The sequence below is a fragment of the Methylobacterium sp. AC315 genome, assembly GCF_979253755.1.
The window spans coordinates 214,089-237,702 of the sequence record NZ_CEEDEA010000006.1; the positions used below are offsets into that span (position 1 = coordinate 214,089).

22 protein-coding genes and 1 pseudogene are annotated in these 23,614 nt (G+C 69.0%); 13 read left to right on the forward strand and 10 right to left on the reverse strand.

Going from position 1 to position 23,614, the window contains the following annotated elements; translation table 11 throughout:
• Positions 1 to 45: 45 nt before the first annotated feature.
• Together AC0IY0_RS13180 and AC0IY0_RS13185 are read left to right on the forward strand one after the other, a co-directional pair.
• Positions 46 to 255: a hypothetical protein gene (locus tag AC0IY0_RS13180; RefSeq protein WP_147906854.1), complete on the forward strand. Its 210-nt coding sequence runs from the start codon at positions 46 to 48 to the stop codon at positions 253 to 255.
• 223 nt (positions 256 to 478) lie between these two features.
• Positions 479 to 1,096 (forward strand): PAS domain-containing protein, encoded by a 618-nt coding sequence (locus AC0IY0_RS13185; protein ID WP_419830581.1) that lies wholly within the window; start codon positions 479 to 481, stop codon positions 1,094 to 1,096.
• Between the two features lie 14 nt (positions 1,097 to 1,110).
• Here the strand turns inward: AC0IY0_RS13185 and AC0IY0_RS13190 are convergent, their stop codons facing one another.
• The gene (locus AC0IY0_RS13190) at positions 1,111 to 1,863 is read right to left on the reverse strand and encodes a Crp/Fnr family transcriptional regulator (RefSeq protein ID WP_147906867.1); all 753 of its coding nucleotides are present in this window, start codon (positions 1,861 to 1,863) and stop codon (positions 1,111 to 1,113) included.
• Positions 1,864 to 2,237: 374 nt separating this feature from the next.
• Here AC0IY0_RS13190 and AC0IY0_RS13195 point away from each other — a divergent pair.
• Positions 2,238 to 2,970: pseudogene (locus AC0IY0_RS13195) on the forward strand (methyl-accepting chemotaxis protein); the annotation flags it as partial.
• A 119-nt stretch (positions 2,971 to 3,089) separates the two neighbouring features.
• Positions 3,090 to 4,079 carry a phosphoribosylaminoimidazolesuccinocarboxamide synthase gene (locus tag AC0IY0_RS13200; protein ID WP_147937555.1) on the forward strand — a complete coding sequence of 330 codons (990 nt, stop codon included), beginning with the start codon at positions 3,090 to 3,092 and terminating at the stop codon, positions 4,077 to 4,079.
• Between the two features lie 39 nt (positions 4,080 to 4,118).
• Here the strand turns inward: AC0IY0_RS13200 and AC0IY0_RS13205 are convergent, their stop codons facing one another.
• The 3 genes from AC0IY0_RS13205 to AC0IY0_RS13215 form a co-directional block, all read right to left on the reverse strand.
• The gene (locus tag AC0IY0_RS13205) at positions 4,119 to 4,400 is read right to left on the reverse strand and encodes a DUF2312 domain-containing protein (protein WP_050734557.1); all 282 of its coding nucleotides are present in this window, start codon (positions 4,398 to 4,400) and stop codon (positions 4,119 to 4,121) included.
• A 55-nt stretch (positions 4,401 to 4,455) separates the two neighbouring features.
• Positions 4,456 to 5,628: an alpha/beta hydrolase gene (locus AC0IY0_RS13210; protein ID WP_147937554.1), complete on the reverse strand. Its 1,173-nt coding sequence runs from the start codon at positions 5,626 to 5,628 to the stop codon at positions 4,456 to 4,458.
• A gap of 94 nt (positions 5,629 to 5,722) precedes the next feature.
• On the reverse strand, positions 5,723 to 7,087 hold the full coding sequence (locus tag AC0IY0_RS13215; protein WP_147906858.1) for an MFS family transporter: 1,365 nt from the start codon (positions 7,085 to 7,087) through the stop codon (positions 5,723 to 5,725).
• 240 nt (positions 7,088 to 7,327) lie between these two features.
• Between AC0IY0_RS13215 and AC0IY0_RS13220 the strand changes: the two genes are divergently transcribed.
• Together AC0IY0_RS13220 and AC0IY0_RS13225 are read left to right on the forward strand one after the other, a co-directional pair.
• Positions 7,328 to 8,164, forward strand: coding sequence for a DUF1236 domain-containing protein (locus tag AC0IY0_RS13220; protein WP_147937552.1), 837 nt, complete (start codon positions 7,328 to 7,330; stop codon positions 8,162 to 8,164).
• 347 nt (positions 8,165 to 8,511) lie between these two features.
• The gene (locus AC0IY0_RS13225; RefSeq protein ID WP_471764019.1) at positions 8,512 to 10,512 is read left to right on the forward strand and encodes a methyl-accepting chemotaxis protein; all 2,001 of its coding nucleotides are present in this window, start codon (positions 8,512 to 8,514) and stop codon (positions 10,510 to 10,512) included.
• Positions 10,513 to 10,533: 21 nt separating this feature from the next.
• Here the strand turns inward: AC0IY0_RS13225 and hrcA are convergent, their stop codons facing one another.
• Entirely contained in the window at positions 10,534 to 11,589 is a 1,056-nt protein-coding gene (hrcA, locus tag AC0IY0_RS13230) for a heat-inducible transcriptional repressor HrcA (RefSeq protein WP_147906967.1), read from the reverse strand.
• A gap of 166 nt (positions 11,590 to 11,755) precedes the next feature.
• Between hrcA and rph the strand changes: the two genes are divergently transcribed.
• Genes rph through hemW form a run of 3 tightly spaced genes read left to right on the forward strand, consistent with a single transcriptional unit; the run spans position 11,756 to position 14,309 of the window.
• Positions 11,756 to 12,469, forward strand: a complete 714-nt coding sequence (rph, locus tag AC0IY0_RS13235) for a ribonuclease PH (RefSeq protein WP_147906955.1) — start codon at positions 11,756 to 11,758, stop codon at positions 12,467 to 12,469.
• Positions 12,466 to 13,095, forward strand: coding sequence for an RdgB/HAM1 family non-canonical purine NTP pyrophosphatase (gene rdgB / locus AC0IY0_RS13240; protein WP_147906954.1), 630 nt, complete (start codon positions 12,466 to 12,468; stop codon positions 13,093 to 13,095). The genes rph and rdgB overlap by 4 nt, the downstream gene beginning before the upstream one ends.
• Before the next feature lie 38 nt (positions 13,096 to 13,133).
• Positions 13,134 to 14,309 carry a radical SAM family heme chaperone HemW gene (hemW, locus tag AC0IY0_RS13245; RefSeq protein ID WP_471764020.1) on the forward strand — a complete coding sequence of 392 codons (1,176 nt, stop codon included), beginning with the start codon at positions 13,134 to 13,136 and terminating at the stop codon, positions 14,307 to 14,309.
• A gap of 12 nt (positions 14,310 to 14,321) precedes the next feature.
• On the opposite strand, the gene AC0IY0_RS13250 is transcribed toward hemW, so the two are convergent.
• On the reverse strand, positions 14,322 to 15,608 hold the full coding sequence (locus tag AC0IY0_RS13250; protein ID WP_471764021.1) for a penicillin-binding protein activator: 1,287 nt from the start codon (positions 15,606 to 15,608) through the stop codon (positions 14,322 to 14,324).
• Positions 15,609 to 15,741: 133 nt separating this feature from the next.
• Here AC0IY0_RS13250 and rsmI point away from each other — a divergent pair, with 133 nt between their 5' ends.
• The gene (rsmI, locus tag AC0IY0_RS13255) at positions 15,742 to 16,728 is read left to right on the forward strand and encodes a 16S rRNA (cytidine(1402)-2'-O)-methyltransferase (RefSeq protein ID WP_147906953.1); all 987 of its coding nucleotides are present in this window, start codon (positions 15,742 to 15,744) and stop codon (positions 16,726 to 16,728) included.
• Positions 16,725 to 17,114: a YraN family protein gene (locus tag AC0IY0_RS13260; RefSeq protein ID WP_471764104.1), complete on the forward strand. Its 390-nt coding sequence runs from the start codon at positions 16,725 to 16,727 to the stop codon at positions 17,112 to 17,114. Before rsmI ends, AC0IY0_RS13260 begins: the two co-directional genes overlap by 4 nt.
• 72 nt (positions 17,115 to 17,186) lie before the next feature.
• Here AC0IY0_RS13260 and AC0IY0_RS13265 read toward each other — a convergent pair whose 3' ends face one another.
• From AC0IY0_RS13265 to AC0IY0_RS13275, 3 genes are all read right to left on the reverse strand, one after another.
• Entirely contained in the window at positions 17,187 to 17,576 is a 390-nt protein-coding gene (locus AC0IY0_RS13265) for a response regulator (RefSeq protein ID WP_147906951.1), read from the reverse strand.
• A 269-nt stretch (positions 17,577 to 17,845) separates the two neighbouring features.
• Complete coding sequence (locus tag AC0IY0_RS13270) at positions 17,846 to 18,949, reverse strand: L,D-transpeptidase family protein (RefSeq protein WP_471764023.1); 1,104 nt, start codon at positions 18,947 to 18,949, stop codon at positions 17,846 to 17,848.
• Positions 18,950 to 19,038: 89 nt separating this feature from the next.
• Positions 19,039 to 19,935, reverse strand: a complete 897-nt coding sequence (locus tag AC0IY0_RS13275) for an extensin family protein (RefSeq protein WP_147906950.1) — start codon at positions 19,933 to 19,935, stop codon at positions 19,039 to 19,041.
• Between the two features lie 184 nt (positions 19,936 to 20,119).
• Here AC0IY0_RS13275 and AC0IY0_RS13280 point away from each other — a divergent pair, with 184 nt between their 5' ends.
• Positions 20,120 to 22,195, forward strand: coding sequence for a M3 family metallopeptidase (locus tag AC0IY0_RS13280; RefSeq protein ID WP_471764024.1), 2,076 nt, complete (start codon positions 20,120 to 20,122; stop codon positions 22,193 to 22,195).
• A gap of 84 nt (positions 22,196 to 22,279) precedes the next feature.
• On the forward strand, positions 22,280 to 23,191 hold the full coding sequence (locus AC0IY0_RS13285; RefSeq protein ID WP_147906948.1) for a hypothetical protein: 912 nt from the start codon (positions 22,280 to 22,282) through the stop codon (positions 23,189 to 23,191).
• A 22-nt stretch (positions 23,192 to 23,213) separates the two neighbouring features.
• Here AC0IY0_RS13285 and AC0IY0_RS13290 read toward each other — a convergent pair whose 3' ends face one another.
• On the reverse strand, positions 23,214 to 23,432 hold the full coding sequence (locus tag AC0IY0_RS13290; protein WP_147937547.1) for a hypothetical protein: 219 nt from the start codon (positions 23,430 to 23,432) through the stop codon (positions 23,214 to 23,216).
• Positions 23,433 to 23,614 lie beyond the last annotated feature (182 nt).

Genomic DNA, 23,614 nt, shown 5'->3' on the forward strand with positions numbered 1-23,614 from the left:
CTCCCGGGTAGATCCGCCCGCTCTGGCGCGCGGCGAGGGGCATGAATGGGTGATGACGTGGCCGCTCTCCTTCTGGCGCTGGCCACCGAGAACGCCGAGTTGCGGGCTCAGCTCGCTGCCGCCCAGGACATGTTGATGGAGACGGCGATCGACGCGGGCCATCTGCATGCCCGGATCGAGACGGTTCAGGACGAGCGTGATGCCTGGCGGGCCGAGTCCGAACGGCTGGCGCGGCGGAACATCGGAACCGGGTGACGGCGGCAGTATCGCGGGCGCGGAGCATTCCGGCGGCAGCCGGCCGGACCAGCGATCCGTCGTCTCCGATGCGAAAATCAAACCTTGCATCGGGGATTAAATCGTTCTGTGTTCCAGCGGTGACAAACACGCAAAAGTTGAGGTTTTGCGAATTCTGGCTCATTGAAGTTGCGGCCCGTTCCACTAAACCAGGTTAAATTCCGGTTCGGAACCAGATACTGCGATGCCCAAATTCAAGCCGCTCGAATGCCAGACTTGTTCGACACCTTTCCGGGGGACGCTCGACGCGCTGGACGTGACCGGCAGCTGGTCCTGGGATGGCGCCTCAAATCGCGTCCGTGCAGACATGTTCGTGGCGCTACTGTTCAATGTCGATCCGGAGGCGGCTGAGGCGGGGCTTCCGGCAGCGGCGTTTTCGGCGGGTATCCATCCGGAAGATCGGGATAGGGTGCTGGCCCTTCTCCGTCGGCGCGTCCGTGACGGTGATCTCTATGTCATCGAATACCGGGTCCGTTCGGCGGACGGCGTCACCCGGTGGGTGCTCGGCCGTGGCAGATTCCTAGCCGATCACCGGGGAAGGCCTATCAGCGGCCACGGGATCATCGTCGACATCACCGATGTGCGGAGCGGGGAGCGTGCCGCCGGGGCACTCAGCGCGCTTGATCACCATGAGGCGGAGACGCCACTGGAGCGCGCGGCGGACTTCGCCATGGCGGCGCATCGCGCGATCTGCGAGCTGCAGGATCCGGCCCTGCGGGCGCGGGCCGACGCGCTCCTGCTCGATCTCGGCCGCAGGCTGGCCGATCAGGAGCGGCAGGCTCGCCGCGCGCAGCTGAACTGAGGCGTGCGGACGCGTCAGGCCGGCTCCGGATCGGTGATGTGAAGGTAGGTCGGGTCGAACTCCGCAGCGGCCCGCAAACCATCCCAATCGTGAACCGTAAGGCGCCGGCTGCGCAACGTGATTAATCCGGCGGCCTTCAGGTCGCGGATGGTGCGGTTCACATGGACCGGCGTGATCCCCAGGGCGTCCGCCAATTCCGGCTGCGTCATCGGCAGGTCGCAGGTGAGATCGGGGGCGAGGCCGACGACGCCCAGACGGGTGATCAATTCGCAGAACAGGTGGGCCATGCGCGCGAAAGCCTCCCGGCGTCCGGTATTGAGCATCCACTCACGGACGAGGGCGGCGTCGATCAGTGTCGCCCGCCACAGCGCGTCGCCGAGGCGCGGGAACGCTCGCAGCAGCGCGCGAACCGCCTCGTGCTGGACGAAGCCGACCTTGCTCGGGCCGACGGCGGCGATGCTGATGTCGAGGACCTTCAGGTGCAAGCTCTGCATGTCGGGGATATCACCCGCGACATGATAGGCCATCACCTGACGCTTGCCGCCCTGCGTGGATTTGTAGGTGCAGGCGATACCCTCGAGCAAGGCGAAGCAGCGCCCCGGCTCGTCACCCTCCCGCACGATATCCTGATAGGCCTCGAACTGCGCAATCTGCATGGGCACGGCGTTCAGCGCGGCCCGCTCGTCATCCGTCAAGGTGAAGAGGGCGATGCTCTCGATACGACGGATGAAGGGATGGCGATTGGTCTGGTCGAGAGCTCCCGTCATCATACCCCCACCGGCTGGCGAGCGTATCCAGTCTCGCAGCCCTCAGCGCTCGCGTTCGAGGGCTGATCCGGGGACGGCATAGCAGCAGCCTATGGCCTCGACCATAGGCGGGTGACTGGTGTTCACCGGTGGACAACACGCCATGTCGTCGAAATGCGCCGTGCGCTCCGAGGTCGCTGGCGACCAACGGACGAGCAGCCGGATTCTATGCGCGACGTCTCGACCCAGGGATCATGCGGATGTGCATCCATGTTGGATCGGGATTAGGCGCTCAGGAGCGTTTCTGGCGGACCACCTCGGATGCCGGCGCGGTGTCGCGGAGGCGGTCAGCCTATTTCCCCACACCGGCCGATACCGAGACGAAAAAGGAGATCGGCGCGATGTCGGCCATGGCCGCGCAGACCTCCGTCCAGTCCGCGGCCAAACAGGCCGCATCCAACGTCAACGAGACGTGGCGGCTGCATCCGAGGTCTTGGGCTCATCGGTACAGGAGATCGGCCAGCAGGTCGACGGCTCGGCCAAGCTCGCGCTGGGTGCCGTCACGGAGGCTGTGCAGACCGCAATCTCCGTTCAGGAACTGAGCGCCACGGTAGCCTGGATCGGCGACGTGGTCGGGCTGATCTCGTCGATCGCCGGGCAGACTAACCTGCTTGCGCTCAATGCCACTATCGAAGCGGCTCGTGCCGGTGCGGCCGGCCGCGGCTTCTCGGTCGTAGCCTCCGAGGTGAAGGCCTTGGCCGAGCAGACCGCCAAGGCAACGGAAGAGATCGCCGGCCAGATCGCCAGGGTCCAGGCTCCGACTGGCCAGGCGGCGTCGGCCTTCGGGTCGATCACCGCGCGCATCCAAGAAATCAACGGCGTGGCGATCAGCATCGCCACGGCAGTCGAGCATCAAGGTGCGTCGACCGGGGGATCGTTCGCAACGTCGGTCAAGCGGCGACGGGCACGGGTGAGGTCACCCCCAACATCGCCGGTGTCGCCAACGCCGTCGAGGACACAGGCGCCGCGGCAATCCAGGCCCTGAATGCGGCCTCGGAACTGTCGCGGCAATCCGAGCACCTCGCCGCCGAAGTCGCGCGCTTCCTCGACACGGTACGGGTCGCCTGATCGCTCGCTCGGGGCAGGCCGGCCCACTGCGAAGGGCCCCGGGGGGCTGGAAATCTCGCGGCTGTCCGCGCACACACGCGATGCGGCGGCGTCGCCGTGCAGCCTGAGGGAACGGTCCGATGAACACGGCAGATCTCGCCCCGCATGCCCACCAGGTCCTGCGCGAGGCGACGCTGCCCGAATTGCCGAACCATTACCGCGGCAAGGTGCGGGACAATTACGACCTCCCTGACGGACGGCGCATCCTGATCACCTCGGACCGGATCAGCGCTTTCGACCGGGCGCTCGCCGCGATCCCGTTCAAGGGTCAGGTGCTGACCCAGACCGCGCGCTACTGGTTCGAGCGCACGGCCGACCTCTGCCCGAACCACGTCCTGGCCTACCCGGACCCGAACGTCGTGGTCGGCCGCCGCCTGGAGATCCTGCCCGTCGAGGTGGTGGTACGCGGCTATCTCGCGGGTACGACCTCGACCTCGGTGCTCACGCGTTACAGGGCCGGCGAGCGGGAGATGTACGGGCATCGCTTCCAGGACGGCATGCGGCCGAACGAGCGCCTGGGGAAGCCCATTATCACGCCCACCACCAAGGCGTTCGACGGGGGCCACGACGAGCCGCTGACGGAAGCCGAGATCCTGGAGCGCAACCTGCTCACCCCGGAGCAATGGCGGACCGTCTCCGAAGCGGCCCTGGCGCTGTTCGCCCGCGGCCAGGAACTGGCGGCCGAGCGCGGGCTGATCCTGGCCGACACGAAGTACGAGTTCGGCACCGATCCGGAGGGGCGCATCGTGCTCGCCGACGAGATCCACACCCCGGACAGCAGCCGCTACTGGTTCGCGCAGAGCTACCCCGAGCGCTTCGAAGCGGGGACCGCCCCGGAGAGCTTCGACAAGGATTTCGTGCGCAACTGGGTCGTGGCCCGATGCGATCCGTATAAGGACCCGATCCCCGAGATCCCGGCCGAGATCGTGCTGGAAACCGCTGCGGTCTACATCCGGGCCTACGAGACGATCACCGGTGCGCGCTTTACGCTCCCCAAGTCGGACGACGTGCCGCTCGACCGCGTCCGGCGCAACATCGCCGCCTATCTCGCGGCCGAGCCGGTCGTCTGAGGGCGGGACGGCGCCCGAGCGCCGCCCCATTTGGTCGCGTCAGGCGGCCGCCTTGATCGGGGCCGGGGCCGGCGCGTCCATGGCGCGCAGGTAGACGTCGAGCAGCGTCTCGTGCTCGTCGCGCTCGTCCTTGTCCTGCTTGCGGATCTTCAGGATCTCCTTGAGGATCTTAACGTCCAGGCCTTCGCCCTTGGCCTCGGCGAAGATCTCCTTCTTCGCCTCCATCAAGTCCTTGATCTCCTCCTCCAGCCGTTCCACGCGCTCGATGATCGAGCGGATGCGGTCGCCCGCGACGCCCACGGTGTCGGTCATGTCGGTCATGCAAAGCCTCGTCGTATGACGGGCCGTACCCTCGCGGCAGAGGGTAAGCAGGGCGTTAAGGCCGGGGATCGCCGGCGCCGAGCCGGCCCTCGATCCACCCGACGATCGCGTCCGCCACCTGATCGCTGTTCGATTCCAGCATCATCATGTGGCCGTTGCCGTGGATCCCGTGCTCGGCCAGCGCCAGCCGGTCCGGCTTGGCGCCCGCCTGCGTGAGGAAGGCCGCCGTGCAATCGTCCATGGTCGCCCGGAACGAGGCCTCCGCGGTGACGATCACCGCGGGCACCTTGGCGAGGTTCGGCAGGGCGCGGGCGGGCTCCGCCTGCAACCAGCAGCGGATCTTGTCCGGCCCGGCCGCGCGCTCGGCCTGGACCACGGTCAGGTCCGTCGGGCCACTCACCGGCGGCTCGAAATGCAGCGGCACGCGGGTGATGCCGTAGGGGCGGGCCCGGGCGTCCCCGACCCGCTCGTACCAGTCGGTGCCGCCTTTGAACCGGACGTCGAAGAAGGTCGGCCCGTTCGGCTCGACGGCGACATGGGCCTTGACGAGGTCGGGCCGCTGGTCGGCGACCGCCCAGCCGAAAACGCCGGCCTGCGAATGGGTTAGCACGATCGCCGGCCCGATCTTTTCGAGGAGCGCGATCAGCGCCGGATCGACCAGTTCCTCGCTCTTCAGGGCGCTCGCGATGTAGGGCACCTGAGAGCGGTAGAACGCGTCGAAAGCCGCGTTGCCGCGCAGGCCCGGCCCGCCCGGCCATTGGGTATGCAGCTTCGCCTGCGGGTAGAGCCCGGAGCGTTCCTGGCCCGTGAACACGGTCTCCAGGTCCTCGGCGGGCAGACGGGCGTAGGGTCCGTACGTCTCCGCATCGCCGCCCGAGCGGCCCCGCCCGACCTGATCGACAACGTAGACCGCAAACCCCTTGGCGGCGAAGCGGTCGGCCCAGCCGGACCGTCCGTCGGGCGTCCCGAGGAAGTTGGTCCCGGTCTGCGCCGTGCCGTGAACCATCACCACCGGATAGGGCTGCGTGACCCGCTCCGGTGCGCGATACGCGACGAACATCTGCCCGTGGGCGGTCGTCCGGTTGTTCGCGGTCTCGTAGCGGCCACCGACGAAGAAGTAGCCGGCGGGTCGGGTCGGCTTGAAGGGCCCGGCTTCCTCGGACCGAGCGCCCTGAGCGGCCCCGAAACAGAGCAGCGCCAGGGCGCCCGTGACGGCGATTTTCAGCATCGTGTCCTCCCGCTTTCGTGTCACGCGATCGGCGGGAGGCCAGTCATCGGGCGTACGGGCCGGCCGCCTCGTCGTTGTCGTCGGCCCGCCGGGTTCAGGCGTGGGCGAACCGGCGCTTCTTGCCGAGCGCCTCTTCCACGGTGCCGGCACCGTCGAGATAGCCGTGCACCTTGGGGTTCGGCATGATCAGCGAACCCACGAACGCCACCGCCATCAGCACGGTCACGTACCAGAAGAACGTGCTCTCCATGCCGGCGTCCTTGAACCACAGGGCGACGAACTCGGCGGTGCCGCCGAACATGGCGTTGGCCAGCGCGTAGGACAGGCCGACGCCAAGGGCGCGCACGTTGGTGGGGAACAGCTCGGCTTTCACGATGCCGCTGATGCCGGTGTAGAACGACACCACCGACAGGCCGAGGGTGATCAGGGCGAAGGCCAGGTAGGGATCCTTGTTGGTCCCGAGAGCGGTCATCAGCGGCACCACCATGAGCGTGCCGAGGCCGCTATAGAGCAGCATGTTCGCCTTGCGACCGATCCTGTCGGACAACGCGCCGAACAGCGGTTGGATCGCCATGTACACGAACAGCACGCAGGTCATCACCTGCGACGCGGAGGTCTTCGGCATGCCGGCGGTGTTGACCAGGTACTTCTGCATGTAAGTGGTGAACGTGTAGAAGCTCAGGGAGCCGCCGGCCGTGTAGGCCAGGACGACGCAGAACGCCCGCCAGTGCTTGAACAGCTCGGCGAAGGTACCGGCGGTCTCCTTGTCGCCGGCTTCCTTGGTCTCGGCGAGCGAGCGGCGGAGGTACAGCGCCACCACGGCCAACCCGGCGCCGATGAAGAACGGGATGCGCCAGCCCCAGGCGGTCAGCTCCGGGGCGGTCATCACCGTCTGGAGCAGCACCAAGACCAGCGACGCGAGCAGCTGGCCGCCGATCAGCGTGACGTACTGGAACGAGGCGAAGAACCCGCGCTTCCCCTTGATCGCGACCTCGCTCATGTAGGTCGCCGAGGTGCCGTATTCGCCGCCCACCGACAGGCCCTGAAGCATGCGTGCAAGCAGCAGCAGGACGGGGGCCAGCGTGCCGACATGTTCGTAGGTCGGCAATATGCCGATCAGCAGCGAGCCGAAGCACATCATCAGCACCGAGACGACCATCGAGGTCCGCCGCCCGACCCGGTCGGCGATGCGCCCGAACAGCCAGCCGCCCACGGGGCGCATGAAGAAGCCCACCGCGAAAATGCCGGCGGTCTGGAGGAGCTGGCTGGTCGAATCGCCCTTGGGGAAGAAAGCCGGCGCGAAGTAGAGCGCGAAGAACGCGTAGCAATAGAAGTCGTACCACTCGACCAGATTACCTGAGGACGAACCGACGATCGCCCAGATCCGACGCTTGCGGTCGGCGGCGTCGTCGGCGGCACTCGGTGCGATACCGATCGTATCGTCCCTCAGGGCGGACATGGCGTTTCCGTCTTGTGGTTCATCGGCCGGTAACAGTCGGCCTATTCTTCGATGGCGGCGACGTTACAGGCGACGACCGTGATCGCAAGTCCGTGATCGGACTTTGGCCGGGACAGCGGCCGACAGTGTCATTTGTCTTCGCCCTGGATCGCTGACCGGCACGGAACGGTTTTGCGCGGGACCCCGTTGCGGCCCGGCACGGGTGCCGAAGGCACCACAACCACAACGGGACGACAGGCCATGGCGCGGATCTTCAGGGACACGGTGGCGGCCGCCATCCTCATCGCCGGCGCGGCGACGGCGTTTGCGCAGGGAGGCCCCGGCGGCGCTGGCGGCGGCCCGGGCGGTGGTGGTGGACCGGCGGCGGGCGGCGGCGCTGGAGCGGGTGGCGGAGCCGGACCGGGCGGTGCCGGCGGCGGCATGCGCGGTGGAGCGGGTGGAGCCGAAGGCGGCGGGATGCGCGGCGGTTCGGACGGTGGAGCACGGGGGGGCGAGTCGGGCGGTCCGGCCTCGCGCGGTGCAGACGCGCCCGGGCGGTCGGGACAGGCCGGGGGTGCCGGCGAGCGCAGCGGCGGCGCAGATCGGAACGGCCCGGGCGGCACTCCCGACGCTGCAGAAAGGGGTGGCCGCGACGGCGGCCCGGTCGAACAGCGCGGCGGTCGTGACGAGACCGGCCCAGGCCAGCGCGGTGACCGCGGCGGCCGCGACGAGACAGGCCCCAACCAGCGCGGCGATCGAGGGGCTGCAGGTGAGCGCGGCGATCGTGGCGGGCGCGACGGCGTGCGGGGCGGTCGCGGCGGCGGTTCGGCCCGCGGTGCGGTGGGCCGTCTCGACACCCGTCAGCGCACCGAGTTCCGCGGCTCGATCACCCGGCTCGGTGTCTCGCCGCTGCGGGACGTCGCGTTCGGCCTCGCGGTCGGAACCGCGATCCCGCGCTCCGTCAGGCTCCACCGGCTTCCGCCCGCGATCATCGAGATCGTGCCGGAATACGAGGGATATGACTTCATCCTGGTGCGCGACGACATCGTGATCATCGATCCCGATACTTATGAGATCGTCGACGTGATCCCTGCATGATGTGCGGGATGGTCGCTTCGCCCCGCGCGCAAGCATGACCGACAAACACCTGCTCCGCCGGGGGCACGGATCCCGGCGGGCAGCATTTTGATGAGAGATTCAAGAAAGCCCTGACACTCACCTTGATGCGCAGCAAGAGATTGCAAGATGACCGAAAGCTGTGAAGAATAGCGAAGCGGTCGGCACGGTTGATGCTTCTGAACCAGCAGCTGAGACGCTTCGATGAAGATCGAGCGTTCAGTGTCCGCGGACAGCATTCCAGTGATCGACAACAAGTATCGGTGTCGATTTACGGGTGCAGGTCCTGCGGGGGTGATCGATCGATTAGCGGCTGACGAGGGCAGGGCATGTCGGGACAGAAATTCAACGCGGTCGGACCTGCGCGCGGCTGGCGACCGCGCCTTGGAGTCTCCGGCCGCGCCATGCTCCTGATCCTGAGCGTGGTCTGTGCCGCCTTCGGCGCAAGTTCTGCCTATCTCTACGCCACGCAATCCTCCGCCCTACGGGCTAACCTCAACGCAAACATGGCGAGCCTGAGCGTCGCATCGGCGCGGAGTGTCGGAAACTGGTTGCGCGGCAAGCTCGACGTGACACAGCTCATGGCGCAGCAGATCGCGCTTGCCGGAATCGGGCCGGAGGCGAACGACGTCCTCGGTCTGCCGATGGCGCGCAACCTCTTCTTCAGTGCGTATATCGGCCGTCCGGACGGCTTTTACACAATGGTGCCCAAGTCCGAGCTGCCCTCCGGCTACGACCCGCGTGAGCGTCCGTGGTACAAGGATGCCTTGGCGGCGGGGCAAGCTGTCTTGACCGAGCCCTATCTCGACGCCGGAACCAACGCCGTCACGATCACTGCGGCGGGGCCTGTCTTCGGTAAGAACCAGGCGGTCCTCGGCGTGATCGGAGGCGACTTCGACAGCGCCGCCCTGACCCGGATGATCGCCGAGGTCGGCGCGGGCGGCAAAAGCTACGCCTATTTGGTGTCGCGCGGTGGAACGGTGCTGGCCCATCCGCGCGCGGAGCTGATCGGCAAACCGCTGTCGGACTTGATCGCGGGGCCGCTGCCGAAGATCGGCGGCGACCTTGCCGAGACCCAGGAGGGCGGCCGGCCGACCTTCACCGCCTTCGCCCGCGTCCCGAACCTGCCGCCATCGCTCGACTGGTACATCGCGCTCTCGGTCGACAGCGCCGAGGCGCTGGCTTCGACCACGCTGTTGGCGAAGGAGCTGGCAGTGGCCACCCTTCTGGTCCTGCTCGTGCTCGGCCTCGTCGTCGGCCGGCTGATGACGCTCACCGTCTCGCGTCCGCTCAATCGCTTGGTTGGCGTCCTGCAGCGCATGAGCCAGGGCGCGCTCGATACCGAGATCGCCGAGGCTCGGCGCGGCGACGAGATCGGCCTGGTCGGCCAAGCGGTCGAGGGCATCAAGGCGCTGGTGGCGCAGCGGGCGCGCGACCAGGCCGAGGCGAAGCGCGGGGCGGACGAGGCCGCCGAATCCGAGCGCAGGCGCGCGATGAATGCGCTGGCCGATGGCTTCGAGCAGGCCGTCGGGGCGATCGTCGGCATGGTCTCGTCCTCGGCCACCGAGCTTGAGGCCACGGCCCAGACCCTGACGGCGAGCGCGACCCAGGCTGCGGCGCAATCGACCAGCGTCGCGGCCGCCGCCGAGGAGGCGGCCACCAACGTCCGCACGGTCGCGGCCGCAGCGGAGCAACTCGGCACCAGCGTCCGGGAGATTGCCGGGCAGGTGGAGGGCTCGACCACCCTGGCGCAAGCGGCGGTCGGCGAGGCGGACCAGACCGGCCATCTGGTGCAGGACCTGGCCCAGGCGGTCTCGAAGATCGGCGACGCGGTCGGGCTGATCTCCAGCATCGCGGCCCAGACCAATCTCCTCGCCCTGAACGCGACGATCGAGGCCGCGCGCGCGGGCGAGGCCGGACGGGGCTTCGCCGTCGTTGCGTCCGAGGTGAAGGAACTGGCTGCCCAGACCGGACGCGTCACCGAAGAGATCACCGGCCTGATCGGTCGGATCCAAGGATCGACCGATCAGGCCACGCAGGCGATCGGCGGGATCATGACGCGCATCCGCGACATCAACCGCGTCACAGGCGCGGTAGCGGCCGCGGTGGAGCAGCAGGGCGCGGCGACCCAGGAGATCGTGCGCAACGTCAGCCAGGCGGCGAGCGGGACAGACGAGGTCACCACGAACATCACCGGCGTCGCCGCGGCCTCGGAGCAGACCGGCACGGCCGCCCATCAGGTGCTCGACGCGGCCTCCGCGCTCTCGCGGCAATCGGCGCAGCTGTCTCGCGAGGTTGCAGACTTCCTGCACACCGTCCGGGCCGCTTGAGCGCGGCCCGACGGGCGGCTGTCAGCGGCTGCCGTCGAGCAGCTTCGAGACCACCCGGGCGGTGTAATCGACCATCGGGACGATACGGGCGTAGTTCAGCCGCGTGGGCCCGATCACGCCGACGACGCCGACGATCTTCTGCGACCCGTCGCGGAACGGCGCGGCGATCAGCGACGAGCCCGAGAGCGAGAACAGCTTGTTCTCCGAGCCGATGAAGATCCGCACGCCCTCGCCGCCCTCGGCGCGGGCCAGGAGGTCGATGACGTCCTTCTGGGTCTCGAGATCGTTGAACAGCAGGCGGATGCGCTCGAGGTCCTCGACGGCGCGCAGGTCGTCGAGCAGGTTCGCTTGACCGCGCACGATCAGTTGCCGGGCTTCGCTCGGGCCCACCGGCGTCGCGAGGCCTGCATCGACCAAGCGCTCGGTCAGCGCGTCCAACTCGCGCTTCATCGCCTTGCGGCCAGCCTCGATCTCGGCGCGCAGCGTGCCGAGGGTGCGGCCCTGCAGCCGGGCATTGAGGAAGTTCGTGGCCTCCTGGAGCGCGCCGGCTGGCAGACCCGGCGGCAGGTCGACCAGCCGGTTCTCCACCGAGCCGTCGTCGGAGACCAGCACCACGAGGGCGCGGGCCGGATCGAGGCGGACGAACTCGATGTGCTTGAGGTGGACGTTCGCCTTCGTGGTCAGAACCACGCCAGCGCCGCGCGAGATGCCCGACAGCATGGTCGAGGCTGCGGCCAGCGCCGAATCGAAGGTGTGGCCAGAGGCGGCGGCGCGCATCTCCGCCTCGATCCGGGTCTGCTCCTCCTGGCCGACATCGCCGAGTTCGAGCATGGCATCCACGAAGAACCGCAGCCCGAGCTCGGTCGGCAGCCGGCCGGCCGAGGTGTGCGGCGCGAAGATCAGGCCGGAATGCTCCAGGTCCGCCATGACGTTGCGGATCGAGGCCGGCGACAGCGCCATCGGGAGGATGCGCGCCAGGTTGCGCGACCCCACCGGCTCGCCGGTCGTGAGATAGCTCTCGACGATCTGCCGGAAGATCTCGCGGGCGCGCTCGTTGAGGGCGGCGAGCGCCTGCATTGAGGGGTCTTGCGGAAAGAGGCTGTTGGAATCGGTCACGCGGTCATCCTGTCGTGCGATCATGTCCGCCCGGTGTCCAGGGATCAATCCGTACGGCGATGCTTGCCCGCGCAGGCTCCGCGGCCTAAGAGCCCGGCCCTCACTCTCTCATCAGAAAGGGCCCGCGATGAGGCCTTCGAAGCGCGCCGCCGACGAGCTGCGGCCGGTCACCCTGGAGCGCGCGGTCTCGCGCTACGCCGAGGGCTCCTGCCTGGTCAGCTTCGGCAACACCCGCGTGCTCTGCACCGCCTCCCTCGAAGAGCGCGGTCCCCCGTGGCTGCGCGGCTCCGGCAAGGGCTGGGTCACCGCCGAGTATGCGATGCTGCCGCGCGCGACGCATGACCGGACCCGGCGCGAGATCAATTCGGGCAAGCCGTCGGGCCGCACGCAGGAGATCCAGCGGCTCATCGGCCGGTCACTCCGCGCGGTCACCAACCTGCCCGCAATGGGAGAGCGCCAGATCACCGTCGATTGCGACGTGATCCAGGCCGATGGCGGCACCCGGACCGCGGCGATAACCGGTGCCTGGGTGGCGCTCTACGATTGCTTCGCCTGGATGCGCACCCGCTCGATCATCTCGGTGGACCCGCTGCGCGACCACGTCGCGGCCGTGTCTTGCGGCCTGTACAAGGGCACACCGGTGCTCGACCTCGACTACGCCGAGGATTCGGCGGCCGAGACCGACGCGAACTTCGTGCTGACCGGCAAGGGCGGCATCGTCGAGGTGCAGGGCACCGCCGAGATGGAGCCGTTCTCCGAGGCCCAGCTCCTCGAATTGCTGCGGCTGGCCCGCGCCGGCACCGACCGGCTGGTGGCGCTCCAGAAGGAGACGATCGCGTGAGCCGCAGGCTGACCGGCAAGGTGGTGATCGCCACCCACAACGCGGGCAAGCTCACCGAGATGCGCGAGCTGCTGGCACCGTTCGGGATCGAGGCGGTCTCGGCCGGCGAGCTGGGGCTGCCCGAGCCTGACGAGACCGGCACGATGTTCTCCGAGAACGCCGCCATCAAGGCGCATGCCGCCGCGAAGGCGACCGGACTGCCCGCCTTCGCGGACGATTCCGGCCTCTGCGTCGATGCACTGGACGGCGCGCCGGGCATCTTCTCCGCGCGCTGGGCCGGTCCGACCAAGGACTTTTCCGGCGCGATGGCACGCATCGTCTCGGAGCTGGAACAGCGCGACGCGAGCGACCGGACGGCGCATTTCGTCTCCGCGCTCGTGCTCGCCTGGCCGGACGGCCATACCGAGCTTTTCGAGGGCCGTGTGTTCGGCACGCTCGTTCCGCCGCGGGGCGATGCCGGCTTCGGCTACGATCCGATCTTCCAGCCGGACGGCCATGCCCGGACCTTCGGCGAGATGAGCGCCGAGGAGAAGCACGGTGTCGATTGGCAGAAGGGGGAGGGGCTGTCGCACCGCGCCCGGGCCTTCGTGTTGTTGAGCCGCGCCTGCCTGGCGCCGGCGGCCTGATTGCCAAACCGCGCTGGCACGCGCACATCCCGGCGATCATGACTTCGACCGGCCCGGACCATCCGACCCGCGACGCGGGCTTCGGCATCTACCTGCACTGGCCCTTCTGCGCCGCGAAGTGCCCATATTGCGACTTCAACAGCCACGTCCGGCATGCGGGCGTGGATCAGGCGCGCTACCTCGACGCATTCCGGGCGGAGATCGCCCACAGCGCCGCCCGTACCCCGGGCCGCACCGTCACCAGCATCTTCCTCGGCGGCGGTACGCCGTCGCTGATGGATCCCGCGACGGTGGCGGGCCTGCTCGACGCGGTGGCGGCGCACTGGGCGATGGCCTCGGATATCGAAATCACCCTGGAGGCCAACCCGTCGAGCGTCGAGGCCAGCCGCTTCCGCGGCTACCGGACCGCCGGGGTGAACCGGGTGTCGCTCGGCGTGCAGGCGCTGGACGACGCGTCGTTGAGGAAGCTCGGGCGGCTGCACAACGCCGAGGACGCCTTCGCGGCGATCGGCATCGCGCAGGCGGTGTTCGACCGGACCTCGTTCGATCTGATCTACGCACGCCCCGACCAGACCCCCGCCCTGTGGCGGGCCGAGCTGAACGAGGCGCTCACCCGCGCCGCCGAACACCTGTCGCTCTACCAGCTCACCATCGAGCCGGGCACGCCGTTCCACGGCCTCGCCGCCGCCGGCAAGCTGGTGACGCCCGACGACGAGGTGGGCCGGATCCTCTACGACGTGACCCAGGAGGTCTGCGGGCAGGCGGGCCTGCCGTCCTACGAGATCTCCAACCATGCCCGGCCGGGCGCGGAATCCCGCCACAACCTGCTCTACTGGCGCTACGGCGAATATGCCGGCATCGGGCCGGGGGCCCATGGGCGCCTTGTCACGCCGGCCGGGCGGATCGGCACCGTCACCGAACGCAACCCGGAAGCGTGGCTCGCCCGCGTCGAGCGCGACGGCCACGGGATCGTCGAGACCGAGACCCTGGCGGCGGCAGACCAGGCCGACGAGTTCCTCGTAATGGGCCTGCGGCTGACTGAGGGGATCGATCCCGAGCGCTACGCCGCCCTGAAGGGCCGGCCGCTTAACAGCAACCGGATCGGCATGCTGGTCGGCGACGGCCTGCTCCATCGCCTGCCGGGCGGCCGAATCGCTGCCACGCCCCGCGGTGCGCCGGTGCTCAACGCCCTGGTGGCCGAACTCGCGGCCTGACGGGCTCGATCATCAAGTCCCGGGCTTGGCCAGGACGCGCGGTGCCGGGCTGACCACGGTCGCGGCATTGTTGCGGATCTCGTAGACCGCCAGCGCCCGCTCGCTGAGCCCCTCTGGCCGAAACCGGAAGGTGCCGTCCGTTCCAGAGAAGCCAGAGGCGTTGGTCAGCGTCGTCTCGGCGAATCGTTGCGATCCGTATTGCCGGTTCAGCGCCGCCGACAGCATCACGGCGTCGTACGCGAGGGAGGCGACCCGCGGCGGCACGGCACCGAACCGGGCCTGGTAGCGACCGCTGAAACTGGAGAAGCCGCTTCGGTCGGGCGAGGCGAACCGCCCGCCCTGGAGCGCGGGCAGCGCGTAGAGCGACGGCTCGTTCCAGAGTGCCGTGCCGACCGGCCTGACCCGGGCCGGGTTGTAGCCGGCCTTGGTCAGCGCCGCCGCCACCGCCGGCATCGCCTCTGCGGTATCCGGGATGAACAGCGTATCGGCCGTCGCGCCGGCCCCCGTGATGACGCGCGCCAGCCGCTCCACCGCCGGCCCGGGGGCCCCCGACGGATAGCGTTCGACCGCCGCGACCCGGGCCCCCTTGCGGGCGACCGCCTCACGGAACTCGGCCTCGACGGCGTTGCCGTAGGCGGTCTCCGGGATCAAAGCCGCGAAGGAGCGCCGGCCGTCGGCGACCGACTCGTCGACGATCCGGTCGACCTCGGGCTGCGGCAGGAAGCTGAGAAGATAGATCCCCCGGGCGGCCACGGAGGCATCCGTCGAAAATCCGATCACCGGTTTGCCGGCGGCCCGGGCGGGTACGGCGGCGGCCTGGACGTTGGCGGCGAAAACGGGACCGAGCACGATGTCGGCGCCCTCCTTCAGGGCCTCCTGAGTCGCCTCCCTGGCGCCGTCCGAACTGCCGCGGTCGTCCTCGATCAGGATCGTCAGGTCCGGTTGCTGGGCCTCGTCGAAGGCGAGCTGCGCGGCGTTGCGCATGGCCGTCCCGACGGCCACTCCGGTGCCGGTCAAAGGCAGGACTAGCGCGACCTTCACGGTTCCCGAGCCGATGCGGTTGCCGCCGGCCGCCGCCGGGGTGAGGGGGGCAGCGTTCCGGTCCGCCGCGACCGATGGGGCACCGCCCTGCGGCACGTCGGCCGGCGGCGACAGTTCGGCCCGGGGCTGCCCGCCGCGCCGGGCCGCGCGTCCGTCCCCGAATCCGCCGACGCAGCCACCCAGCGCCAAGGCACTGAGTGCAACGGTCAGGGCGGTGACCCGCACGAGACGGTTCCGCCCACACTTCGGACGCGCCATGGCGGTCTCCTTCGGGCAGGTTCGAACAACCTGACCGGGCATTTTTCAAATGTAAACGCGCCGCCACCGACTTGCCCCCGGACTCGACGTGCAGCCGCGACGCGGGGCCGGCACTGTGGCAAGATCACCCGCGATGAACCGTCGATTCGATGCCCCGGGGCCAGCGATCTCAACCAAACCCACTTCCACACCCCCGTCCCAGAGGCCCGGTGCGGACCGCCCGCGGAACACCACGTTCACGGCCTTCGGCCTCGCCAGCGAGACGGAGCCGTTGGCGCCGGGTCTGCACATCGTGGCGACGCCGATCGGCAACCTGCGCGACATCACCATCCGGGCGCTCGCGACCCTGGCGGCGGCCGACGCCGTGCTGGCCGAGGATACGAGGGTGACCCGGACGCTCTTGGCGCATTACGGGATCACGACCCCGTTGCTCGCCTATCACGAGCACTCGAACGAGGCCGTGCGCGACCGGATGGTGGCCCGGCTCCGGGCCGGCGAGGCCCTGGCCCTGGTCTCGGATGCCGGGACGCCGCTCGTGTCGGATCCCGGATATAAGCTCGTACAGGCGGCGATCGAGGCCGAGGTCGCGATCACGCCCGTGCCCGGGCCCTCCGCGGTCATGACTGCGCTGGTGGCCGCGGGGCTGCCCACCGACCGGTTCTTCTTCGAGGGGTTCCTGCCCCAGAAGGCCGGGGCCCGGCGCAACCGCCTCGAAGCCCTGATCCAGGTCCCGGGCACGCTGGTCCTGTTCGAGTCGCCGCATCGCCTGCCGGAGATGCTCGCCGACGCCGCATCCGTGCTCGGCGCCGACCGTCCTGCCGCGGTGACCCGGGAACTGACCAAGTTCTACGAGACGATCCGCCGGGACACGCTGGGCTCGTTGAGCGAGCGGTTCGGCCAGGAGGGCGCGCCTAAGGGAGAGATCGTCGTGATCATCGGCGCGGCGACGGCGCCGGAGCGCACGGCCGAGGGTGACGCCGCCCTGGACGAGCTGATCCGCACCGCCCTTGAGCGGCACTCGATCAAGGACGCAGCGAGCCTTGTCGCGGACGAGACCGGGCAACCACGCCGCGCCATCTACACCCGGGCGCTGGCGCTGGCCCGGGACAGCCAGGACTGAGACGAGCCGTGCCGGATCGCATCTTGCAGCGCCGCGCCGCCTATCTGCGCGGTCACCGGGCCGAGTGGCTGGCGATGGCGGCGTTGCTGGCCAAAGGCTACTGGCCGATCGGCCGACGGGTGAGCTTCGCCGGGGGCGAGATCGACCTGATCGTCCGGCGTCCACGCACCATCGTGTTCGTGGAGGTCAAAGCTCGGTCCCGGCTGGACGATGCCCGAACGGCGATCGACGCCGCGAAGCGTCGGCGCTTCTCCCGCGCGGTGCGGGCGTGGGTCGGCCGCAATCCCTGGTGCGCTGGGATGACGCTTCGGGCCGACGCCGTCTTCGTCGGCGACGGTGCGTGGCCAGTGCACGTGCCGAGCGTCTTCACCATCGAAGGGTTGTGAGGCAGTCGGCTTTTCGGGTCCCATCATCGGGCGCCGAAACGCGGCAGGCCAATGACCGGACGATTCGACCGGTCAGCCGCGGGCGGCCCGGATCGCGCTGATCAGCGTCCGCTTGAGGTCGGCCTGACTGAACGGCTTCTGCACCACGGGCCTGTCGCGGAATGGCTCGCGGATGCCGGCACCACCGTAGCCCGTGGAGAACACCAGGGGCAGGTCGCGCTGCACGATCGCTTCGGCCACCGGGTAAATCGGTTCGCCGGCCACGTTCACGTCGAGAATCGCGATCTCGAACGTTTCCTGAGCGGCCATTTCGAGGGCGGTCGACAGGCGTGCGGCAGGGCCGACCACGGCGCAGCCGAAGTCGAGCAGCATGTCCTCGAGCAGCATCGAGATCGCAGCCTCGTCTTCGACGACGAGGACGCGGACGCCGTTCAGGACGTCATCGTTGGGGTCAGCAGTCACGCCGGGCCGTCTTCCCTTCGATCGCCCCCGTCGCCGGGGATCTTGCCGTGCGGTTGGTGTCGCCTCGCGAGCCGCAGGAGCAGCGCTTGGAAGCGCCGAGGCAGCGCGCCGGACGGTCCGCGAGACCAGCCGTGGCGTCGCCTGGAATACCGGACGTGTCAAGCGTTCGCGGGTCGTTCCGGCATCAATGGTGGCCGCGATGTTAACTCACGATACATTTTTGTCGCCCTCCGGCACGGCCGGCCTTGGAGGGCAATTCGCAAGTCGCATCAATCGTCCTTGAACACGACCTTCGCGCCCCGGGAGACGTGCGCCGCGAGGTCGCGGGCGTTCCAATTGGTGAGTCGGATGCACCCGTGGGACTCGGTCTTCCCGACCTTCTCGGGCTCGGGCGTCCCGTGGATGCCGTAGCTCGGGATCGCGAGGTCAATCCAGACGAGGCCGACCGGATTGTTCGGTCCCGGCTTGATCGAGAACTTACGGTTTGTCTTGACGCCCTTGAACGCGTATTTCGGATTGTAAGTGTAGTCCGGGTCGAACGCGACGCCCTTGACCTTGGTCTCGCCGCTGGGCGCAGGCTTCTCGGAACTCCCGATGGAAGCCGGGTAGAAGGCCAAAAGCTTGCCGTCCGCCCCGAAGGCGCGCACGTCGCGGCTCGCCTTGTCCACCTCGATCCGGTCGACCTTCGGCTCGTGCGGCAAGTCTTTCGCCTTCGGCTTGTCGGTACCCATCGGCTCGACAGCCGCCACCGTGAGCGATGTGCCGGCCTTGTCGAGCGGCTTGTCCGGATTGAGCGCGCTGACGAGGTCGCGGCTCATATGGAAGCGCTCGGCCAGCATCTCCCGCGGATTGGTGTAGCCCAGTTCCTCGAGGTCAGCCTGCGCCTCCATCTTCGGCGGGATTTTCTCGACGTAGGGCCCCGAGGCATCCGCATCGGTGACCGCGTAGTCGGACACCACCGGCTTGTCGCTCGTGGCCTGAAGCTTGTCCCAGAGTTCCCGCGTCATGTCCTGGGTCGCGGGTAGGCCCTGCGCCGCCGCGAAGGCCGAAAGGGCATGCTGGTAGTTCTCGCCCTTCAAGCCGTCGATGGCGCCTGGATAGAACCGGGCCCGATCCAGAAGCACTTGCGCCTTGACGATCAGCGGGTCGGGCTTGGCATCGGATGTCTTTCCGGCGCGCGCCTTCTTGTTGGCCGTCCTGGATTTGTCCGACTTCTCGTCCGGCTTGTCGGCATTGGGTGCCTTGAAGGTGGCGCCGTTGATCGCCTCCGCTGTCAGCGCGGGCGCCTTGTCGGACGGGGCAGCGTGACCCGGCGCGGCGACGCCGATTGCCAGCAGAGCCGCGCAAACCGGCAGCGAAGGTCTCCGCATCATCGACGTCATATTCCCCGGGAGCGGACACGCTCCGGTCGCACAAGCTTCGAGGGTGCGGGAACGTTCCGCGCCGAACCGACACCACTCCATTACTCGCACAGCCGGTGGCCGGCATTGCGCTCGCGCTCGTCGAAGTGGAAGTGGTTGGCGTGGGCCGCGTTGGTGCCGGGGCCCAGAACGGTGCGGAAGAACCCGCAGGCTTTCCCGCGGACGGAGGCCAGGAAGTCCGCCTCCTCGGACCCCGCCGGCATCGCCTTGACCGGGATGCTCGCGCGACCCGCGAAGGCGAAGCCCATCACGTCCACGGCGGCCGCGAAGGCGTGATCGCTGAGCTTGGCGTCGACATCGTGGTTCTGTCCCCGGCAGACATAGGTGCCGCCGAGTTCGAGCCCGGTGAGCGGATGCTTGAGCGTGCGGTCGGCCGCGACCTGAACTTCCGTCGCCCAGCGCGCGAAGGATTCCGCGACCTGGCATGTCAGCGTCGCCCCCCCCGGCAGCGCGATGCCATCGGCGAGCTTGGTCACCTTCAAGGGTAGCGGTGCGGTGCACTGGCCCTCGGCGATGGGCGGCAGCGGTTCGAACTCCACGCCGAGGCGCTTGAGCCGCACCCGGCAGGCGGTGTCGTCCGGCGGCGCGACCTTGAGGGCCAGCGCCGCCTCGCCGGACAGTTCCGGCGGTCGCTCCGGCGGTGTCGGCGGCGGTGTCGGGATCTCGGGCTTCTGAGGCTCCGCGGCGGCGTCCTTCGGCGGCGTCAGCTCGGCAGGACGGGCCGGTGGCGTCGGCTTTGCGGCCTCGGGTGTCGACGCGGATTTCTGCTCCGCCGGCTGTGCGGGCTTCAGCGCGTCCGGCCGTTCCGGCGGGAGCGGCGGCGGAACCGGGAGTGTGGCGGGCGCCTCGGCCGCCGCACCGGGGAGGGCAGCGGGCGCCCACAAGCCCAGCGCGAGGACGCCGCGCGCCAGAAGAGTCGTCGGTCGGAGGAGCGGCATGGGACCTCGAAGCGTGGGCGTGGGACGGGAGGAAACGAACGGAACCGCATTCGGATCGATCCGACCCTGTTGACGGGGCCGCCTATCGGGCCTCTGTCTTCCGGGACGCGGCCGCGAACCCCATCTTGCGGCCTGACGGGGCGGACCGAAGGCATGGTCCGTCCGACGCACCACCGAGGACCGAATGGCGGACGTAGCTGATGCCGGGCTTCCGAGCCTGCCGCAGGACAATCCCTTCCGCGACGCGCAGTGGAGCACGCCCTATGGGTTGCCGCCGTTCGAGCGCATCCAGGCTGCGCATTACATGCCGGCCTTCGATGCCGCGCTCGCCGCCCACGATGCCGAGATCCAGGGCATCGCGGCCGACACGGCGCCCGCCACCTTCGCCAACACCGTCGCGGCGATGGAGCGGGCCGGCCAGGCCCTCGAGCGGGTCGCCGGCGTCTTCTACAACCTGACCGGCAGCCACACGAACACGGACCTGCAGGCGATCGAGCGGGCGATCGGCCCGAAGCTCGCCCGGCACGGCAGCGCCATCTATCTCAACCCGCAGCTCTGGGCCCGCATCTCGGCGGTCGACGCCGAGGCGGAGGGGCTCGGGCCGGAGGAGCGCCGGGTGCTCGAGCGCTACCGTATCCGCTTCCGTCGCGCCGGCGCCGAACTCGGACCGGACGATAAGGCACGCATCGCCGAGATCGCCGCCCGGATGTCGGAACTCGGCACCCAGTTCAGCCAGAACCTGCTCGCCGACGAGAGCAGCTTCACCCTGCCGCTCTCCAGCGAGGACGACCTGGCCGGCCTGCCGCCGTTCCTGCGCGCCGCCGCCGAAAGCGCGGCCCGGGAGCGCGGGCTGGATGGTCACGTCATCACCCTCTCGCGCTCGCTGATAGAGCCGTTCCTGGTGTTCTCCACCCGTCGCGACCTACGCGAAAAGGCCTACGCGGCCTGGACCCGGCGCGGCGAGAACGGCGGCGCCACCGACAACCGCGCCATCATCGTGGAGATGGTGGGCTTGCGCGCCGAGCACGCCCGACTGCTCGGCTTCGACAGCTTCGCGCATTTCAAGCTCGACGACACGATGGCGGCGAGCCCCGACGCCGCCATGGAGCTGCTGCGCGATGTCTGGGCGCCGGCCCGGGCGCGGGCGGGCGACGAGCGCGAGCGGCTTCAGGCGATCGTCCGGCAGGAGGGCCACAATTTTGCGCTCCAGGCGCACGATTGGCGCCACTACACCGAGAAGCTGAGGCGGGCCGAGCACGACCTCGATGAGAGCGAGGTGAAGGCCTACCTGCCCCTCGACCGGATGATCCAGGCAGCCTTCGATACGGCGTCGCGGTTGTTCGGGTTGACCTTCGAGGCGTTGTCCGACGTGCCGCGCTATCATCCGGATGTGCGGGTCTGGCGGGTCGGCAACCCGGACGGGTCCGAGGTCGGGCTGTTCCTGGGCGATTACTTCGCCCGGTCCTCCAAGCGCTCCGGCGCCTGGATGAGTGCGTTCCGCTCTCAGGAGCGCCTGACCGGTACCGTCACGCCGGTGATCGTCAACGTGATGAACTTCGCCAAGGCGCCCGCCGGCGAGAGCGCGCTCCTGTCCTTCGACGACGCCCGCACGCTGTTCCACGAGTTCGGCCACGCCCTGCACGGGCTCCTGTCGGATGTGACCTACCCGCTGCTCTCCGGGACGTCTGTGTCGCGCGACTTCGTTGAATTGCCGTCGCAGCTCTACGAGCATTGGCTGGAGCAGCCCGAGGTGCTCAAGGCCCATGCCCGGCACCACCGCACCGGCGAGCCGATGCCCGACGCACTGTTGCGCAAGCTCCTGGCGGCACGCGCCTTCAACCAGGGTTTCGCGACCATCGAGTATACCGCCTCGGCGATCGTCGACATGACGCTCCACCTCTCGGCGGGGGGCGAATCCGGCCTCGACGTGCCGGCCTTCGAAGCGGATGCCCTGCAGCGGATCGGCATGCCGGCCGAGATCAGCATGCGGCATCGGACGCCGCACTTCGCCCACATCTTCTCGGGGGATGGCTACGCGGCCGGGTACTACAGCTATCTCTGGTCCGAGGTGCTAGATGCCGACGCCTTCGATGCCTTCAAGGAGGCCGGCGACATCTTCGACCCGGAGACGGCAAAGCGGTTGCGGACCTTCGTGTACGGCGCCGGCAACCTGCGCGACCCGCGCGACGCTTACACAGCCTTCCGCGGCCGGATGCCGAGCATCGCTCCGCTCCTGAAAAAGCGCGGGCTCGCGGCCTGACGCGGAGGCGGCCGGTAAGGGTTTCGTAAACAAACGTCCTTAACGAACGCTTGCAGGCGGACCTTGAAGACGGAGTTGGGGGCAATGACGAAGATCGAAGCCAAGCCGGCCCTCTCTCCCGACGAACTGCTGAAGGCCGTCGTGGCGGGCAAAGCGAATCCGAAGCCGGAGCCCGTCTCCGCACCTGCGGCGGTGCGATTCGCGATGCCGGCCCTGGCTGGTCCAGAGGTCCGGCGCTACGCGATCGCGGGCACTGCCCTGGCGCTCGGGCTGATCCTCGGCTTCGCCGCGCGCCCCGGCGCCGGCGGCGCGCCGAGCGACGCCGTCCTGGCGCTGAGCACGACCGTCGATGCCGGTCGGACCGAAACCGCTCGACTCGGCGCCGACATCGCCCAGCTCCATCAGGTGCTCGCCGACCTGCGCGCCGCCACCGACACGGCCCGCAAGGAAGCCGGCAGCCGCAGCAGCGCCCTGGGCGAGCGCTTGGCGCAGCTCGATAAGAATCTGAACACCAAGTCCGCAGCGCTGAGCGAGCGTATCGAGCAGGGGGAGCGCGAACAGAGCGTACGGATGACCAATCTCGCCGCGCAACTGGAGCGCCGCGCGTCCGTCGCAGCGTCGGCCGTCAAGTCCGAGCCGACACAGACCGGGAGCCTCGCTGAGACCCGCGCGGCCGACGCGAAGGTCGCCGAGGTGAAGGCCATCGATGCCAAGAACGCGGAGGCCAAAGGCTCGGAGACCAAGGGTTCGGAGGCCAAGGGTTCGGAGGCCAAGTCGAAATCCGTCGCGGCCGAAAAACCCGCGGTGATCGACGGCTGGGCTGTGCGCGACGTCTTCGACGGGGCGGCGATCCTGGAAAACAAGCGCCGCCGCATCGTCGAAGTCGGGCCTGGAGACATGCTGCCGGGGATCGGTCGGGTCGAGGGTGTCGAGCGCCGCGGTCGGGAGTGGGTCGTGGTGACCCGTCAGGGTCTCGTTACGCCCCAGCCCTGGTAATCCCTCTGCACACCAAGATTCGTCAGCGCCCCTGGAAGGTCGCCGAGGCGAGTTCGTCGCTGGTGCCGGGGAAGCGTGGCTCGATCGTCAACGGATCGGCGAGGGCGGAGGCACGCTCGACCCGGCGGCGTCCATGGCGCAGGGCGCGGGTCTGAGCGGCGCGGGTCGGATGCAGGATCGCCGCGAGCAGCGCATGGCCCTCGAAGGCGGCATCCAGATTCTTGGCGTCGAAGACGGGCATGGCCGGCCTACCTGAGTGCGATCCGGTCACGCGCCGAAGGCGATGTTCCGAATTGCATCCCGAATAACGGGGATCGCGTGAACGGGTTCCGCCAAGCTCTGACGGCGAAACCACTTTTTTACGATCGTTCAGGACTGGCGCGAAAACGGTGCGGCGGCGCACGTGCCGCGGCCGAAAAACGG

Coding starts and splice junctions, on each gene's coding strand:
- rph (WP_147906955.1), top strand. CDS start 11,756: ATGAGGCCTTCGAAGCGCGCCGCCGACGAGCTGCGGCCGGTCACCCTG.
- AC0IY0_RS13270 (WP_471764023.1), bottom strand. CDS start 18,949: ATGATGCGGAGACCTTCGCTGCCGGTTTGCGCGGCTCTGCTGGCAATC.
- hemW (WP_471764020.1), top strand. CDS start 13,134: ATGACTTCGACCGGCCCGGACCATCCGACCCGCGACGCGGGCTTCGGC.
- AC0IY0_RS13190 (WP_147906867.1), bottom strand. CDS start 1,863: ATGACGGGAGCTCTCGACCAGACCAATCGCCATCCCTTCATCCGTCGT.
- AC0IY0_RS13250 (WP_471764021.1), bottom strand. CDS start 15,608: ATGGCGCGTCCGAAGTGTGGGCGGAACCGTCTCGTGCGGGTCACCGCC.
- AC0IY0_RS13280 (WP_471764024.1), top strand. CDS start 20,120: ATGGCGGACGTAGCTGATGCCGGGCTTCCGAGCCTGCCGCAGGACAAT.
- AC0IY0_RS13205 (WP_050734557.1), bottom strand. CDS start 4,400: ATGACCGACATGACCGACACCGTGGGCGTCGCGGGCGACCGCATCCGC.
- hrcA (WP_147906967.1), bottom strand. CDS start 11,589: ATGCAGGCGCTCGCCGCCCTCAACGAGCGCGCCCGCGAGATCTTCCGG.
- AC0IY0_RS13185 (WP_419830581.1), top strand. CDS start 479: ATGCCCAAATTCAAGCCGCTCGAATGCCAGACTTGTTCGACACCTTTC.
- AC0IY0_RS13225 (WP_471764019.1), top strand. CDS start 8,512: ATGTCGGGACAGAAATTCAACGCGGTCGGACCTGCGCGCGGCTGGCGA.
- AC0IY0_RS13220 (WP_147937552.1), top strand. CDS start 7,328: ATGGCGCGGATCTTCAGGGACACGGTGGCGGCCGCCATCCTCATCGCC.
- AC0IY0_RS13210 (WP_147937554.1), bottom strand. CDS start 5,628: ATGCTGAAAATCGCCGTCACGGGCGCCCTGGCGCTGCTCTGTTTCGGG.
- AC0IY0_RS13290 (WP_147937547.1), bottom strand. CDS start 23,432: ATGCCCGTCTTCGACGCCAAGAATCTGGATGCCGCCTTCGAGGGCCAT.
- AC0IY0_RS13275 (WP_147906950.1), bottom strand. CDS start 19,935: ATGCCGCTCCTCCGACCGACGACTCTTCTGGCGCGCGGCGTCCTCGCG.
- AC0IY0_RS13180 (WP_147906854.1), top strand. CDS start 46: ATGGGTGATGACGTGGCCGCTCTCCTTCTGGCGCTGGCCACCGAGAAC.
- AC0IY0_RS13200 (WP_147937555.1), top strand. CDS start 3,090: ATGAACACGGCAGATCTCGCCCCGCATGCCCACCAGGTCCTGCGCGAG.
- rsmI (WP_147906953.1), top strand. CDS start 15,742: ATGAACCGTCGATTCGATGCCCCGGGGCCAGCGATCTCAACCAAACCC.
- AC0IY0_RS13215 (WP_147906858.1), bottom strand. CDS start 7,087: ATGTCCGCCCTGAGGGACGATACGATCGGTATCGCACCGAGTGCCGCC.
- AC0IY0_RS13285 (WP_147906948.1), top strand. CDS start 22,280: ATGACGAAGATCGAAGCCAAGCCGGCCCTCTCTCCCGACGAACTGCTG.